We start from the raw sequence: 15427 nt of genomic DNA, 5'->3' as shown, positions 1-15427 counted from the left end.
TAGCGGCCCTTGATTTTCGCAAGGTATTCTTTTCTGGCGCTTTTGCCCATATTCCATGCTCCCTTCGGTTACATGAAACATGAGGCATCGAATCATTTTCGCCTAATTCTTCGGTTACTTTTAATATGAGGCAATTCGCGGATAGTTAATCGCCGTTGACAGGACATGACGATGTTTTATAATAAAAGGCTTTCCGATGTCCGCTAAGGAATGCGCCGTATGCGCATGGCGGGCCACTTGCAAAATGAAGTTCGCGGCCGAAAGCTCCGAGCTTCATTGCCGGGAATACACGCGGGACGTGAACATGCCGGAGGTTGAAAGACCGGCCCCGGAAGAAGGCAAGGCGGACAAAGGGAAAGACGGCGGAAAGATGGCGGAGTAGCTCAGCCGGTTAGAGCAAGCGGTTCATATCCGCTGTGCCGGGGGTTCGAGTCCCTCCTCCGCTACCATTACTTGGACATCCAACACCGGGGGTGACATATGACGACCGCAAAAGACATCATGACCGCCAATCCCGTCACCGTGCCGCCGCATATATCCGTGCGGGAGCTGGCGGCGATTTTCGTTGAGAAAAAGATTTCAGGCGCGCCCGTTGTGGACGCCAGTGGAAAGCTGCTGGGGATCGTCACCGAGAGCGACCTTGTGGACCAGCACAAGCATATCCACCTGCCCACGGTTGTCACCCTGTTCGACGCAGTGCTGGCGTTCGAGGGGAATTTTGACCTTCAGGGGCAGATCAAAAAGATGCTCGGCTCCCGCGTGGAGGACATCATGAGCCCCAAGGTGGTGACGGTGAACGAGGACACGCCGCTGGAGGACGTGGCCACCATCATGTCCGAAAAAAAGGTGCATCTGCTCCCCGTCGTGCGCGGTGGAGGGATCGTGGGAATCATCGGCAAGCTGGACATTATCAAGGCGATAATCAGGTAGACCGGGGCGGCCACGGGGAAGCCGTGCTGGAAAATATCGTCTGGCTACTCCCTGTTCTTCGCGTAAATCGCCCGCAACCCTTCCAACGTCAGGTGTTCTTCCACCGCCTCGATGGTCTTTGACGCAGGCGCCACAAGCGCCGCCTCCCCTCCGGTGGCGATCACCTTCGCGTTGGGCGATAGCTGCGGCTTCATCCTTTCCACTATCCCGTCCACAAGGCTGGCATAGCCGAAAAACGCCCCGGACTGCATCGAATGGATCGTGTTCCTGCCGATCACCGAGGGGGGCTCGGCGAACTCCACCTCCGGCAGTTTCGCCGCGTGGTGATAAAGCGCGTTGAGCGAAAGGCGCACCCCCGGCACAATCGCCCCTCCAATGTATTCGGATTTGGCGGACACCGCGTCCACGGTGATCGCCGTCCCAAAGTCCACGATGATGAGCGGCGGGACGTATTTCACCAGAGCCCCGGCGGCGTTGGCTATCCTGTCTGCCCCCACCTCCCGCGGGTTGTCCACGTTTATGGAAACGCCGGTCTTTATCCCCGGCCCGATCACCAGCGGATCGCGCCCGATGAACCTTTCGCAAAAGCGGGTTATCGCGGGGAGTATGGGCGGCACGACGCATGAGATCGCAGCGTCCTTGATCATGTCCATCGAAAGGCCCCCCATGGCGAAAAACTGGCCAACCGTAACCGCCATCTCGTCTTCCGTGCGCCGCCCCTTGGTGATCATCCGCCAGTGGGCCACAAGCTTTTCGCCTGAATAGACGCCGATGACGATGTTTGTGTTCCCGATGTCAATGGCCAGCAGGTGTGATTTCATTTCGCTCGTCCGCAATTCCGGTTCATGTGGAAACGGCCAGCCGGATGTTTTGGGCGCAAACGCTCGTCTCGCCGGAAATGATCCTGCGCACAACGCCGTCCCGTGTCTTCACAAGCAGCGCGCCGGAATTGTCTATGTCCACCGCCACGCCGCGCACCGTCTCCCCGGCGTCCTCGGCGGTGACTTCATGCCCCAGCACGCACGACAGTTGGCGGCTGCGCTCCAGAATTCCGTCCAGCCCGCTGTTGGCCAGCGAATCGAGCCGCTCCTCAAGTTTGTTCACGAACGAAGCCAGCAGTTTTTCGCGCAACACAGGCCTGCCAGCCTCGATCATAAGCGAGGTTGCCCGCGCGCCGATATCCTCCGGGAACATCCAGGCCTCCGTGTTCACGTTGACGCCAACGCCTATCACCGCCCATACATCCGCCCCGCACACCTTGCGCTCGGTCAATATCCCTCCCGCCTTGCGTCCGTTGACATACAGATCATTGGGATACTTTATCATCGCGGCCACCCCGCACACTTCCCGCGCGCATTCTGCCAGCGCCACTCCTGCGGCGATGGTCACAAGCCCCGGCGGGTCCACACTGCCCGGCATCTTCCACGCAACGCTCGCGGCCACGTTCACGAATGGAGGGCTGACCCACTCCCGGCCTCCCCTCCCCTTCCCATTGGTCTGGCGTTCCGCCACGGCCACAAGCCGCTCCACTCCATGAGTGGACAATCTTTCCGCGATCCAATCGGAAGTGGAGCCGACCTCCGGCAGATGGACGGGCTTCATACCCATCGTCCGCGTCCGCAGATTCTCCGCGAATACCTGAATTTTGAACACGGCGCTACTTCTTCTTCACCGTGTGATATGTGGACTGGAGCTTCGGATCGGCCCAGTTGCGCTCGTGGTTCGGGTCGCGCCCTTTGTAGGGGCTGTTCTGGTTGTAATGGCATGCGGCGCATGTCCCGCCTCCTGCCCCTTCGAACGACTTCAAGAATCCCGCCTGCTTGAGTTTGCGGTCCCTTCGCTCCAGGTCTTTCTTGTCATGCAGCGCAAGCCACTGCTCCGCCGCGCCGTGACAGTCCTCGCAGCCCACCCCTTTCCAGTCGTCGGAGGGCTTTTCGAATGAATACCCGCCCGCTTCCCAGCCCATCACGTGGCACCGCATGCAGGACTTGTCCTTGCGGTAATCTTCCGCCGGTTTTAATCCCGCCTCTTTCTTCTTATCGGCCCTGTTTTTGGGCGCCAGCAGGTCGAATGTCTTGGCGTGGACGGTTTTTTTCCACGCGGCCAGGATTTCCTTGTGGCACTCCCCGCATTTTTTGTTGCCCACATAGTTGAAAGCCGCCGAGGACGCGTCCGGCGCGGCGCAAAACAGCATCGCCACGCCGCCAGCGGCCAACAGCGTGATAAAACGCCTAATCCCCTTCATTCCCGTTCTCCCCATCATGTTGTCAGTCTCAAAGTCGCGATATTTTTCCAAACCGGGCCAAACTTCAAAACGCTAATAATAATAGCATATGGAACAAGGCAATATGACAGCAGGCCCATGACCGGCGATAATGGATATAGACGGCCTGGCATTCCTGGCGGGGGAATATTTTTTCTCCGGGAATGGATTGGGAGCCGGAATGATATGCTACTATATAAAGCTTCTTTTGGCCGGCGTAGCTCAGTGGTAGAGCAGCTGATTCGTAATCAGCAGGCCGTGGGTTCAATCCCCACCGCCGGCTCCATCAGCGCCCCTGTTAACGGCGCATCTCTATTTATTCCCCTTGTCGTTTCCAGCGGCAATCTTGTCCGCCAAAATCCGGGCGATATACTCGTTCCCTCGCAAACCTGGATGGCCGTTCCATGGCCAGAGGAAATAATATTTTGCGTCTTCCTCTTTCGCGAAATGGGAATTCAAATCGACAAATTCAACATTGTATTTGCGGGTCAGTTCTTCGTAGTAAGCGCCCACTGGATCGTTCTTCGACCGATGCCAGCCTATCGTGCGTTGCGTGGGGAAAAGGACCGCCAGCAGCCTTATCTTGTTGGCGCGGGTGAACTTCACAAGGTTTTCAAAGTCATGCTCATTCTGTTTTTTATAATCGGCCAGTTCCTCGGATCTCCTTTTGTCGAACCAGGAGGACTCGATGAACTTGTCGTACTGGGCGTCCGGGCTGGCGATGTTACCCCCCTGATCCGCGCCTTTGCCGCCCTTCGTTCCCGTCTGGTTGATCACAGCCCCTTCGCGCCACACGATGTACTGAAACACCGACTCTCGTAAAATTCTGACAACCGCCACATTCCTGGCCAGAAAAGAATAAATTCTCCGCAAACGGCCGGTCTCATGCTTTATCCGCGGGAACTGGTATTGGTGTGCGTTGGCGTATCCGGGGACGTCGTTATCGAGCAATTGCAGGATCACAAGGTCAGGCGCGGCCGCCTTGCTCCCGTTCATTATCAGGTCCGCTTCCTGGTTCAAATAGTATCCGTTCATCCCCAGGTTGACGGTCTCATACTTCACCTCCGCCGCTTTATCGTCGTTTAACATCAGCTCCAGCAGTTCCGGATACGTGTCGTCACCGGACAGGTATGGGCCGAAGGTGAAGGAATCGCCCACGCAAAAGATCCTGTACAGATTTGCGGGCTTGGGAATCTGTATATTGCGGCTCTTCCTTGCTCCGATGTTGTTTGAAGTGATCCGGTATGGCCTTTCGGGATTGTCTATCGAATATTGATCGGTTTTCGGCGGCAGATCGCCGATGAGCGGGACGGACGGATCAATGGCTCCGGCGACTCCTGAGTATATAGGCGGCACGTCAAGCCTGTTTATCAGGATGGAAACTCCGATGAACGGATTCTGGAAAATGATCGCGCGGCAAATCAGCTCTATGAGCAGGACAAACAACAGAGCCGCAATAAAATAGAACTTTATCTGCTTCAACTTGGCCGCCGAATCCGGATTTACCGCAACTGAAAATTGACCAATATGATAGTTAATAATCCGTGGAATGGCAATTGAGGCGCGCGCGCGGTTCCAACATCCGGATTTTTTAGCTTGACCTTGCCCGGCTAAATCATTAGAATTGCTAATTTTTACGAATTGTAACGGCGCCGCGGCAAAAGCCTGGCGCCTGACTTAAACGCCGGGAATGGCCGGCTTATTTTAATGGAGACGCAGATTGCAGGTTAAAGTCCTAAACCAGCAGGTTGACCAGGCCCTAAAGGCCCTCAAGAGGCAGTTGCTAAAAGACGGCCTCTGGAAAGAACTGAAGAAACGCAGAGCCTATGAAAAGCCCTCCGCCAAGCGCAAGAGGAAACAGAAAGAGGCTGAAAAGAAGCGAAGAAAAGTCTTCCGGAGTTTCGGTTGATCCTCCGCCCCTCCTTTGAAGCTGTTACATGAGCAAGGCCATCTCGCCGCTTCTTTTAACAATTAATACGCCTGCGGGCAATCACCCATACCATGGCGGCTGACGAAATCACGAAAGAAGAGCCCGCCGCCGCCACGGAGGTATGCTTCGCCGACTTCAAGCTCGGCTGGGAGCTTGAATGGGCGCTTAAGAAAATGGGCTACGTCACCCCCACCCCGGTGCAGGCATTGACCATACCCCACGCCCTCAGCGGGCTGGACGTGGTGGGCCAGGCGCGCACCGGCACCGGGAAGACAGCCGCTTTCGCCGTTCCATTGCTTGCAAGGCTGGAACACCGCAAACCCAAACATCCCCGCGCATTGATACTGGCGCCCACCAGGGAGCTTGCCACCCAGATACGCGACGAGATGCGCAAGCTGGGGGAGTTTAAAAAGGCCCGCATAGTGGAAGTTGTCGGGGGGAAGTCCATAGAACGCCAGGCGCGGATGCTCCGCAAAGGGGCGCACGTGGTGGTTGGGACGCCGGGGCGGATCCTCGACCTTTACGACAGGCGCATATTGAACCTTGACTACGTGGAGACCGCCGTGCTCGACGAGGCGGACGAGATGCTGGACATGGGTTTCGTGGACGACGTGGAGGAGATACTGCGGATGCTGCCCGAACAGAGGCAGACTTTCCTGTTCTCCGCCACCATAGACAACCGGGTGCTCCAGATCGCCTTTAACCACATGGTAAGCCCCAAGATCGTGCGGGTGAAGGACACCGCCGAGGACTTGGGCAAGATAAACGAGATATTCCACTTCATAAACCACAGCGAGCGGATGCCCGCGCTGCTGGACGCCGTGGACCATGAGCGCGAGGGGCAGACGCTGGTGTTCTGCCGCACCAAGCGTGAGGTGGACATGGTGGCCGAAAAGCTCGGCCGGGCCAATTATTCGGTGGAGGCCATCCACGGCGATTTCCGCCAGGCCCGCCGCGACAAGGTGATGAAGATGTTCAAGGAGGGGAAGGTGGACATCCTTGTGGCCACCGACGTGGCGGCGAGGGGCATCCATGTGGACAACATCTCCACGGTGATAAATTTCCGCCTGCCCGACGAACCTTCCACCTACGTCCACCGCATCGGCAGGACTGGGCGGGTGGGCAAGTCCGGAGTGGCCATCACCCTTTGCACACCGGACCAGAAATACCTGCTTGACGATTTCCGCCGCCGCGCGAAGGACTCCTCCACGCGCAACCAGGAATAACGGAGCTTCCGTTTAACCGTATTATTTGTATCATTCACCGCCATTCACGGATAAAATAATCCCAGGTGGAGCTATACCGTTCTCCATGCGGCGCAGGAGAGGATCATGTCCATGTTCGGCGGCGGCGGCAATCTGGCGGGGGGGATTTCCAGCTCTCTGCGTTCTAAAATCACCATTTCATTCGGCTCGCTTTTAGTAATCCTCATGCTCCTCACGGTGATACTCCAGGTGTTCGGCCTGCCATTCACCGAATACAAAGGGGCTTTCCATGCAGCGGAAAATGAGGAAAAGGCCTCGCTGTCCCTCACCGCCGACCTGCTCGATCACGACCTGGCAACACTGTTCGACGAACGCCATGGTGACGCCTTGGTCATGGCAAACGATCCTGACACGAGGGAGCATATTGAGAAGCTGAGCGTTGCGTTCAGAGGCCGGCAAAGGATTACAGGCGATGATCTGCGATCGTTTCGACGCGGCAAGAACTACTCTCATATCAAGAATCAGTTCGGCATTCTCACCAAGTCGTACAGGGTTTATGAATCTATCAGGGTAATAGACGCCGGGAACGGCGCAATAATGGTCAGCACCCTGCCGGAAGAAGAGGGTGAATCGGCCGCCCAAAGCGATGTTTTCAGGAAGGCAATGGGGGCGGACGACTATCACGCCGGCATCCACAGCGACGCCAATGGCGTTCCATGGCTTTATTTCACCAAGCATGTCTTATCGCCGTCCAACGGAAAGTTTATTGCCTTGCTGGTCATGCGCGCCATCCCGGCAAAGGCGCTGGAGACCATCCCAAACTCCACGGCCTACATCGGATCGGGCGGGGAAATCGTGCTGGCGGACAATGAACATGAGATTTTCGCCACCGCTTCCGCAAGGCGCAAAGAGTTAGGGCTGAAAATCGGCGAAATTGCCAAAGTTCCCGGCGGCACGCCGATGGCACTGGCATTGGGAGGCCAGGAAGGGACGATAATAGCAAATGATTACAAGGGAACGGAGGTCATCGCCGCATACCGGCAAATTCCGATCAGCAAGGATGACAAGTGGGGTATCGTGGTCAAAAAAAACCTCGCCGAGGTGCACAGGCAGTCGTCCGGCTTTCTATTCACCCTCGGCGTTGTCTATGTTCTCATGATCGCGCTTTTCCTCTGGGTGTCGGCGATCATCTCGCGGAGGCTGGCCTATCCCGTTGAAGTCCTGGCGGAGGCCGCCGGCAAGGTGGAGCAAGGGGACCTTACGGTGCGCTCGCCGTCATTCGAAGGTGAAGCGGGAATCCTGGCGTCAAGTTTCAACTCCATGCTCGACAGCGTGCAGACCAAGACAACCCAGCTTGAGCGGTCCAACCGGGAGCTTGAGCAATTCGCCTATGTGGCGTCCCACGACCTGCAGGAGCCGCTGCGAACCATCGCAAGCTACACCCAGCTTTCTGGAGCGGCGTTACAAGGACAAGCTCGACGATGAGGCAGGCGAGTACATAGCGTTCGTCACGGACGCGGTGCGCCGCATGCAAAGGCTGATAAACGACCTTCTGGCCTTCTCCCGGGTGGATGCGCGCGGAAAGCCCTTCGCCCCGATGCGCACGGACGTTGTGGTGGACAGTGTCATCGCGTCCCTGGCCGGGCTTTCGCATAGCTTTGGCGCAACCATCACGCGGGAAGGCCTGGCCGATATAATGGCCGACGAACTGCAGATGACGCAGGTGTTCCAGAACCTCATCGGCAACGCGGTCAAGTTCCACGGGCCGGACAAACCCGTCATCCACGTGGGCGGAAAGGAAGATGAACGCGAATGGACATTCTGGATCAAGGACAACGGCATCGGCATAGCCAAGGAATATTTCGAGAAGATTTTCGTCATCTTCCAGCGGCTGCACGGAATGGCGAAATATGAGGGCACCGGCATCGGCCTGGCGCTGGCGAAAAAGGTGGTGGAACGGCACGGCGGGAGGATATGGGTCGAGTCGGAGCCGGGCTATGGATCCGTATTTTATTTCACAATATCCAAAAGACTTGGAGGAGCGTCATGATAAGCAAGAATATAGACATCCTGCTCATTGAGGACAATCCCGCGGACGCGCGGCTGACGCGGGAGGCGATGAAGGACGTCAAAATGCTGAACGCCCTGCACATCGTCACCGACGGGGTGGAGGCGATGGAGTTTTTGCGGAAGACCGGGCAGTTCAAGGACGCTCCAAGGCCGGACCTTATCTTGCTGGACCTGAATCTTCCCCGCAAGGACGGCCGCGAGGTGCTTGCCGAAATCAAGGCGGACGAAGGCCTGAAAATGATCCCTGTGGCGGTGCTCACAAGCTCCTCGGCGGAGGAGGACATCCTGCGCACATACAAGCTCCACGCGAACTGCTACATCACAAAGCCGCTGGACTTCGACCAGTTCATCCATGTGGTGCGGTCGATAGAGAATTTCTGGATATCAATCGTACGCCTGCCGCCGAAATGAATATGCTGTCCGGGGTGTTGTAGCCCGCAAGGGCGGTCACCCCGGCCAAGCAAAGCGCGAGCCGGGGACGGCTTCCGGGATTACAGCAAACGCGCTGGTGGCGCTCCCAAAGAAGAATTCCATTGTTGAAAATGATTTTCTGTTTCTCTGTGGCCGCCTCTTAACGCTTCCCCGTGGTCGCTGACCACGGATTCATAAAGCGTGGAACCGTGGTCAGGCCACGGCGAAGCGGTGTTCTTTTGTTTCCGGGGGAGATACTTTTGCGGTAGAGGCGCTACTTGCTATCCTTGACCCATTCCCTGTAAAGCGCCGCGAATCCTTCCATCGAAACATCCTCCGGCCTGGACGATGGCGCAATGGCGGTCACGGTGAACGCTTCGTCCAATTTGTCCACGTGCCCCCAAACGGCCTTAAGGTTGTTGCGAATCGTCTTTCTGCGATGGACAAAGGCTGTCTGGACGAACCTGAAATATCCATCCTCATCGGGAACGTCCACCGCAGGCTTTAAGCGCGGCGCCAGACGCACCACCGCGGATTCCACTTTGGGAGCCGGGCGGAAAGATTCCGGTGGGACCCGGAAAAGAAGGCTCGTCCGGCAATGGTAATTGACGAAGACCGAAAGCGATCCGTAATGGCCGTCTCCCGCCGTGGCTGTCAGCCTCTCCCCCACTTCCGCCTGCACCATCAGCGTCATTTCCGATATATACCTGCGGTTTTCGATGAACGTCTTGATGAGCGCCACGGACACCGAGTACGGCAGGTTGGAGATGATTTTATACGGCGCCGGGAACGATCCGAAATCGAACCGCAGCGCGTTCCCTTTCTCCAGCGTGAGGTTGGGATTGGCGCCCAGTTCCTTTTTCAGGTGATCGTATAGTTCCCTGTCCAGCTCCACCGCGTGGACAATGCCGCCAGCGTGAAGAAGGGCGCGCGTGAGTATCCCCCTGCCCGGCCCCACTTCCAGTACCCGGTCCGCGGCCGCCACCCCGGATCCGGCCACGATACGCCGGACAGCGCCATCGTCCACCAGAAAGCATTGGCCTAGCTTTTTCTGTTTGGTATGGCCGCGCCCGGGCAAATTAAAATCTCCCGCGCAGGGCGCCGATGGCGGTGTTGATAGCGTATGCCATGGGGGCGGCGTCCGCCCTCCCCTTCCCGGCGATGTCGAAAGCAGTGCCGTGGTCCACGGACACCCGCAGGAACGGCAGGCCGAGGGTGATGTTCACCGTGCGGCCGAATCCCAGGGTCTTCACCGGTATCAAGCCCTGGTCGTGGTACATCGCCAGCGCCACGTCGTAATTGCGGCGGGCTTTCCGGGTGAACATGGTGTCGGCCGGAAAAGGCCCGGAAACTTTTATCCCTTCTCGCCTGGCCGATCCGATGGCCGGGGCGATAATGCGCGCCTCCTCGTCACCGAAAATGCCACCGTCGGACGCGTGGGGATTGAGCCCGCACACCGCGATGCGAGGCTTTTTGCGGGTAAGCTTATGGATCGAGCCGTTTATCAGCCGCAATAACGCCGCGATCTTTTCCGGCGTCAGTTTGAACGGGACCTCCCGCAGAGCCACATGGGTGGTGGCCACCACAACGGCAAGCTCCGGGCATGCCAGCATCATCGCCACCGGGACGCCGCCGCACAGGGCCGCAAGATACTCTGTATGGCCCGGAACCTTGTGGCCGGCCATGTTCACCGACTCCTTGTTGATCGGAGGGGTGATAAGAGCGTCGTATTCATGCTTTAACACAGCCTCCGTGGCCAATCGCACGGACGTGATGGACGCCTCGCCGAACCGCTTATCGTGCAGGCCGAAATCGCGGGGGGAGAAATCGAACCGCACCGCGTCTTCAACGCGAAGCCCGTCCCCTTTTGAACCGGGGGCGATGATTTTTACGCCGGTTTTCAGCCTGCGGTCCAGCCATTCGAAGTATTTTACGTTCCCAAACACCGTCAGCCCGTTGCGGACAGGCCGGGAAAGTACATGGAAGGCCTTTAGCACGGTCTCCGGCCCGATCCCCGCCGGATCGCCCAATGACACCGCCAGTTTGAAGTTGTTACGAGTGGCCATGTTTCAATCATACTTAAATCGTGTTGAACCACAAGTCCAAAGCCGATAAACTTTAAGCAGTTGCAGCGCCGTCTGCCAGGCGGTATGCCGGTGGGACACCGACGCTACGATAGGGCCAGGCGATTTAATAGTTTCGCTTCCCCGTGGTCGCTGACCACGGTTCTTTTGTTGTGGAGAAAGACCGGGGTCAGGCGACCCCGGTGAAGCGTATAACTTTCAGATAGAACATGGTAGTTGTGAAATGAACACGATAGCTGAAGAAAAAATAAGGTGGATACCGTTCGGCGCGCTGGCGCTGGCGATGGTGATTGCCACAGGTTTCTGGAAAATCGAGAAAAACAGGGAAGAACCGCTGCAGCCGCTGGACGTTCCGGCGGCGCAGTCGCAAGGCCCCGCCGGGGCGCCATCGAAGATTGCGCCGCCGCAACAGTCGAAAATGGAAGGCAAACCGGCGCCGGATTTCACGCTGCCGGGCCTGGACGGGAAGAATATCAAGCTTTCAAGCTACCGGGGCAAGATGGTGTTCCTGAACATATGGGCCACATGGTGCCCGCCGTGCCGCGAGGAAATGCCCTCCATGCAGAAGCTCCACGAGCATTTCAAGGGGAAGGACTTCGTGATGCTCACAGTGAGCATAGACGAAAAGAAAGAAGACGTGGCCGCCTTCATGAAAGAACTGGGGCTCACATTCCCGGTGGCCCTCGACCCGGAGCAGAAAGTAAGCGCCGAATACGGCATCACCGGTGTTCCGGAGACGTTCCTGATAGACAAGAACGGGACCGTTTTGCACCACCTGATCGGCCCGGGGGACTGGAGCAATCCTGGCATCGTGAGCGCGTTTGAAGGGCTGGTCAGCCGCCCGGCGAAGGTGGCGAAGAAGTAAATACGGATTCCGTATCTGGGGGGGGGGGAGATGCTTCGCTAACGCTCTGAATGGCAACCTCTGGCGTGTCATTCCGAACGAAGCGGACGCGCAGTGAATAATCTCACGAAAATAATCACTCCGCCGCCGGAAGGGTGATGGTGAACTCGCATCCGTCGCCCGGAACGCTTTTGACGTCCACGGAACCGCCGTGCAGTTCCGCGATATTCTTTGTGATCACAAGCCCCAGCCCCGTCCCCTTCTCACCATTGGTGGCGCGCACGCCGGTCTGCTGGAATTTTTTGAACAACTTGGCCATGTCATCTTCATTCAGCCCCGGCCCGCTGTCTTTCACACTGATGACGGCCTGTGTTTCCGTGAAAAACAGCTTCACCGTCACAGTGCCTCCCCTGGGTGTGAACTTGATGGCGTTGCTTATCAGGTTGTTCACCGCCTGGCTTATCTTCATGATATCAACGCCGGCCTGCGGCTCCGTGTCCGGCTTGTTGAACGATAGAGTGATCTCCTTGATGGAGGCGGTGACGGCGAACGATTCGGCGCAGGACTGGACGATGTCCCCGATTTTGGCCTGGGTCCTGTCCAGTTCCATACCCCCGGCCTCCAGCTTGGCCACGTCCAGAAGGTTGTCCACCAGTGAAAGCTGCCATTTTGCCGATTTCTTTATGATCTCAAGCGGCTTGCGAAGGTCATTGTTCGCGGCGTTTCCCTTGTCTTCCAGCAGAAGCTCCGAAAACCCGATTATGGTGGCCAATGGCGAGCGCAAGTCGTGCGAGACGATGGATATCACCTCGTCCTTCATCTTGTTCAGTTCCCGCAGCCTGTCATTGGAGCGCCGCAGTTCCTTGCGTATCCGCATTTCACGCAGCCCGGAGCGCACCCTGGCCATAAGCTCGAGCTTGTCCACCGGCTTTCGCAGATAGTCGTTCGCCCCCGCCTCCATCCCCAATGCCAGGTCTTCGGAGCCGGACTTGGCGGTGATCATAATCACCGGAATGAGCGAAAGGGCTGGATCGGCCTTTATCCTGCGGCAGACCTCCGCGCCGTCCAGGCCGGGCATCATCCAGTCCACCAGCACAAGGTCCACCTCGGTTTTTGCCAGTATGTCCAGGGCTTCGGAACCGGACAGGGAGGTGATGAGCCTGTAACCCTCCTTCTGCAGCGGCCTTTTGAGGACGAGCAGGTTGCTCTCCTCGTCGTCCACTGCCAGGATGACGGGACTTTGCGCCTGGGCCGCCGGCGCCGGTGGATCAAGCAGAACGGACCTGTCGTCCCGGCTGGTCATATCAGGCATTTTGGAAAAAGCATGCTTGAAAAAGGTATGTATTGTCGCGCATCGGGGAATTATAGCACTTTTTGTGCACGGCTCCCGTTTGGCCATCCGGCGGAGCCTTCGCGTGATCCATGTTTACATGTGACGTTGAGCTGTGTGACTATCAACGTTTATTTCGCCTGCGGCAGGCGCACGGTGACTGTGGCGCCCAGGTTCTCGCCGGGGCTTACGATGGACAGGACGCCTCCATACTGCTCCGTGAGAAGCTTGGCGATTGTCAGCCCAAGCCCGATGCCGCCCCCCATGTATTTATACCGGCCGGTGGAATGGTGGCGGGAGTCCTCCAGCGAAAAATAAGGCTCGAAAATCTGCTCGATCTTGTCCTTGGGCAGCCCGATCCCCTCGTCGGCCACGGTGACCACCACAAAGCCCCCCTCTTCCGCCGCGTGGACGGTTATCTTCCTGCCGTCCGGGGTATATTTGACGGCGTTGGAGATTATCTCGTCTATCACCCTGCGGATCATCTCCGGCGCCCCCTTGACCTTTGCGTCCCGGGAAAGCTGGTTTATGTTCACGTCCAGCTTCAGGCTCCTGTGGGATATCTCTATCATCACCAGGGCCGACTGGATGGAGGAGACCAACTCGTAGAAAATGAACACGTCCTCCCTGGGCGAGGTGGCGTCGAGTATGCTCACGTCCGAAAGGATGCTCGTGGCGGACACGATCCTGTCCAGCCGGGATACCGACTCGTCCAGCACGCTTTTTATCTGGTCCACCTTGTGCGGGTCCGGGGGCTCTTCCTTGAGGTTGTTTATGAACGCCATCACAAGCCCCATCATGGTCAACGGGGTCCTGAGCTCGTGGGACGCCACGGACGTAAAGTACTCCCTGGCCTTGCGCAGCGCCGCCTCGCGGCTGACGTCGCGCTTGACGGCGACGAAATTGATGATATCGCCACCCGGGCCCCGGATGGGGGATATGGTGGTCTCCTCCTCGAAAAGGGTACCGTCCTTTTTCTTGTTCACAAAGACACCGCGCCACACGTTTCCAGCCTTGATATGCTCCCAAAGCTCGCGGTAGAACTCCCCACCGTGCTTGCCGCTTTTCAGGATTCGCGGCGTCTGCCCGACAGCCTCGGCCTTTGTATAGCCGGTTACGCGCTCGAACGCTGGATTGACATACTGGATAGCGCCATCGGCTCCGGTGACTATAATCGCCTCGGCGGACTGTTCGATGGCCGTTGCCAGCCGCATCCGCTCCTCTTCCGCCTTCACCCGCTCCGTGACGTTCATAAGGCTTAGCACAAGGGCGTTCACCGCGCCGGATGCGTCCTTGACCGGTTTTAGCTCCCAGTCCCAGTATGTGACGCCGCGTTCCGGGTTCAATGGATAGGAAAATGGCTTTGAATAGATTAAAAATGGCTCACCGGTGTCCACCACATGGCGGAATATGGTCTCGTTCTCCTCGTTTGGGAAAAGCGAAAAATGGTTCTTGTCCTTGTAGAATTCCGGCTCGTGGCCGTCCGCCTCGGCGTACGCCCGGTTGACGGCTATGAAATTAAAGTCCTTGTCCAGGTAGGCGAGCAACGTCTGCGTGGTGGTGAAGACGTTCTGCAGAAGCTTATTGGTCTCGCGGATTATCTCGTTGGCGCGCCTTTTCTCCGTCACGTGGCGCAACGACATGTCCAGCACTTCGGGGGTAAGGCCCGCCTTGGTCAGGTAATCGTCCACCCCCTCGCGCAGGGCGCTCACCGCCACTTCTTCGCCCCCCATCCCGGTGAGCATCACATAGGCGGCCTTCAGCCCGGCGGCCTTGAGGACGCGGATCGCTTCCATCCCCGATTCGGCGCCCAGGATATAGTCCACGAACACAACTTCCGGATGGAAATCCTTTAGGGCCGCCAGCGCATCGGCCCCCGATTCGCACGATGCGGTCTCCACTTCCCACATCGTTGAATCTTTAAGATAACGCTCCAGCAACCGGGCGTCGGCGGGATTGTCGTCTATGACGAGCGCTTTAAGCGGATTTTTTACCATGTCATCAAAACCGGCCTGACAGGATTTTTAATATAAACAGGGCATGGCATCCACGCCGCGCCGCTGGCTGCGTCTTTGTCATTCCCCTGGTTAAATGATAAGGCGCCCGAGGAATTATCGCCAGACCAATGTTGCTAACAGACCAATGTTGCTGACGGACAAATGTTCCCCCCCCCGTATGACGGAGATGCGATTACGGATCACCTGCTGGCCGGGCTTTTGTTTCTCCCCCTTTACAAGGAGACCTTTGCATAATTCCAGCATCGTGGTTTTGATCCATCATTTACCCCGTAATTGCGGATTGACGGCCTCTTTGCGCTCAGACAACGACTGTTTTGTGCCCCCCATGGAGCCCGCTTTAGC

The 15427-nt window shown here is 57.5% G+C and carries 16 protein-coding genes and 2 tRNA genes; 10 read left to right on the top strand and 8 right to left on the bottom strand.

From position 1 onward, the window contains the following. Positions 1–244: 244 nt before the first annotated feature. The 3 genes from HZB29_13135 (at position 245) to HZB29_13125 (ending at position 930) form a co-directional block, all read left to right on the top strand. A complete protein-coding gene (locus HZB29_13135) occupies positions 245–382 on the top strand; it encodes a hypothetical protein (protein MBI5816542.1) in 138 nt (45 codons plus the stop codon). Then, positions 373–449 (top strand) — tRNA-Met (locus HZB29_13130). The genes HZB29_13135 and HZB29_13130 overlap by 10 nt, the downstream gene beginning before the upstream one ends. Before the next feature lie 31 nt (positions 450–480). Then, positions 481–930 (top strand): CBS domain-containing protein, encoded by a 450-nt coding sequence (locus HZB29_13125; GenBank protein MBI5816541.1) that lies wholly within the window; start codon positions 481–483, stop codon positions 928–930. A gap of 44 nt (positions 931–974) precedes the next feature. Here HZB29_13125 and HZB29_13120 read toward each other — a convergent pair whose 3' ends face one another. The 3 genes from HZB29_13120 to HZB29_13110 are packed head-to-tail and all read right to left on the bottom strand — an operon-like array spanning position 975 to position 3175. Next, positions 975–1751: a type III pantothenate kinase gene (locus tag HZB29_13120; GenBank protein MBI5816540.1), complete on the bottom strand. Its 777-nt coding sequence runs from the start codon at positions 1749–1751 to the stop codon at positions 975–977. A gap of 22 nt (positions 1752–1773) precedes the next feature. After that, positions 1774–2583 (bottom strand): biotin--[acetyl-CoA-carboxylase] ligase, encoded by an 810-nt coding sequence (locus HZB29_13115; GenBank protein ID MBI5816539.1) that lies wholly within the window; start codon positions 2581–2583, stop codon positions 1774–1776. A gap of 4 nt (positions 2584–2587) precedes the next feature. Further along, on the bottom strand, positions 2588–3175 hold the full coding sequence (locus tag HZB29_13110; GenBank protein ID MBI5816538.1) for a cytochrome c family protein: 588 nt from the start codon (positions 3173–3175) through the stop codon (positions 2588–2590). A 229-nt stretch (positions 3176–3404) separates the two neighbouring features. Between HZB29_13110 and HZB29_13105 the strand changes: the two genes are divergently transcribed. Next, positions 3405–3479 (top strand) — tRNA-Thr (locus HZB29_13105). A gap of 26 nt (positions 3480–3505) precedes the next feature. Here HZB29_13105 and HZB29_13100 read toward each other — a convergent pair. Then, positions 3506–4675, bottom strand: coding sequence for a hypothetical protein (locus tag HZB29_13100; GenBank protein MBI5816537.1), 1170 nt, complete (start codon positions 4673–4675; stop codon positions 3506–3508). A 238-nt stretch (positions 4676–4913) separates the two neighbouring features. Here HZB29_13100 and rpsU point away from each other — a divergent pair, with 238 nt between their 5' ends. From rpsU to HZB29_13075, 5 genes are all read left to right on the top strand, one after another. Next, positions 4914–5102, top strand: a complete 189-nt coding sequence (rpsU, locus tag HZB29_13095) for a 30S ribosomal protein S21 (GenBank protein ID MBI5816536.1) — start codon at positions 4914–4916, stop codon at positions 5100–5102. Positions 5103–5194: 92 nt separating this feature from the next. After that, a complete protein-coding gene (locus tag HZB29_13090) occupies positions 5195–6349 on the top strand; it encodes a DEAD/DEAH box helicase (protein MBI5816535.1) in 1155 nt (384 codons plus the stop codon). Between the two features lie 105 nt (positions 6350–6454). Next, positions 6455–7813 carry a HAMP domain-containing protein gene (locus HZB29_13085; GenBank protein ID MBI5816534.1) on the top strand — a complete coding sequence of 453 codons (1359 nt, stop codon included), beginning with the start codon at positions 6455–6457 and terminating at the stop codon, positions 7811–7813. After that, complete coding sequence (locus tag HZB29_13080) at positions 7719–8378, top strand: hypothetical protein (protein MBI5816533.1); 660 nt, start codon at positions 7719–7721, stop codon at positions 8376–8378. Before HZB29_13085 ends, HZB29_13080 begins: the two co-directional genes overlap by 95 nt. Continuing rightward, positions 8375–8809: a response regulator gene (locus tag HZB29_13075; protein ID MBI5816532.1), complete on the top strand. Its 435-nt coding sequence runs from the start codon at positions 8375–8377 to the stop codon at positions 8807–8809. Before HZB29_13080 ends, HZB29_13075 begins: the two co-directional genes overlap by 4 nt. Before the next feature lie 274 nt (positions 8810–9083). Here HZB29_13075 and rsmA read toward each other — a convergent pair whose 3' ends face one another. Next, on the bottom strand, positions 9084–9887 hold the full coding sequence (rsmA, locus tag HZB29_13070; protein ID MBI5816531.1) for a ribosomal RNA small subunit methyltransferase A: 804 nt from the start codon (positions 9885–9887) through the stop codon (positions 9084–9086). Position 9888: 1 nt separating this feature from the next. Beyond that, positions 9889–10875: a 4-hydroxythreonine-4-phosphate dehydrogenase PdxA gene (pdxA, locus tag HZB29_13065; protein MBI5816530.1), complete on the bottom strand. Its 987-nt coding sequence runs from the start codon at positions 10873–10875 to the stop codon at positions 9889–9891. 241 nt (positions 10876–11116) lie between these two features. Between pdxA and HZB29_13060 the strand changes: the two genes are divergently transcribed. Next, positions 11117–11758 carry a TlpA family protein disulfide reductase gene (locus tag HZB29_13060; protein ID MBI5816529.1) on the top strand — a complete coding sequence of 214 codons (642 nt, stop codon included), beginning with the start codon at positions 11117–11119 and terminating at the stop codon, positions 11756–11758. A 115-nt stretch (positions 11759–11873) separates the two neighbouring features. Here HZB29_13060 and HZB29_13055 read toward each other — a convergent pair whose 3' ends face one another. Both HZB29_13055 and HZB29_13050 read right to left on the bottom strand, forming a co-directional pair. Continuing rightward, positions 11874–13049 (bottom strand): hybrid sensor histidine kinase/response regulator, encoded by a 1176-nt coding sequence (locus HZB29_13055; GenBank protein MBI5816528.1) that lies wholly within the window; start codon positions 13047–13049, stop codon positions 11874–11876. A gap of 149 nt (positions 13050–13198) precedes the next feature. Next, the gene (locus HZB29_13050; protein MBI5816527.1) at positions 13199–15064 is read right to left on the bottom strand and encodes a PAS domain S-box protein; all 1866 of its coding nucleotides are present in this window, start codon (positions 15062–15064) and stop codon (positions 13199–13201) included. Between the last annotated feature and the right edge of the window lie 363 nt (positions 15065–15427).

The sequence above is a fragment of the Nitrospinota bacterium genome (assembly GCA_016235255.1).
Classification (GTDB): domain Bacteria; phylum Nitrospinota_A; class UBA7883; order UBA7883; family JACRLM01; genus JACRLM01.
The sequence above is the reverse complement of the archived record's forward strand: the minus strand, read 5'-3'. Positions and strand labels throughout refer to the sequence as shown.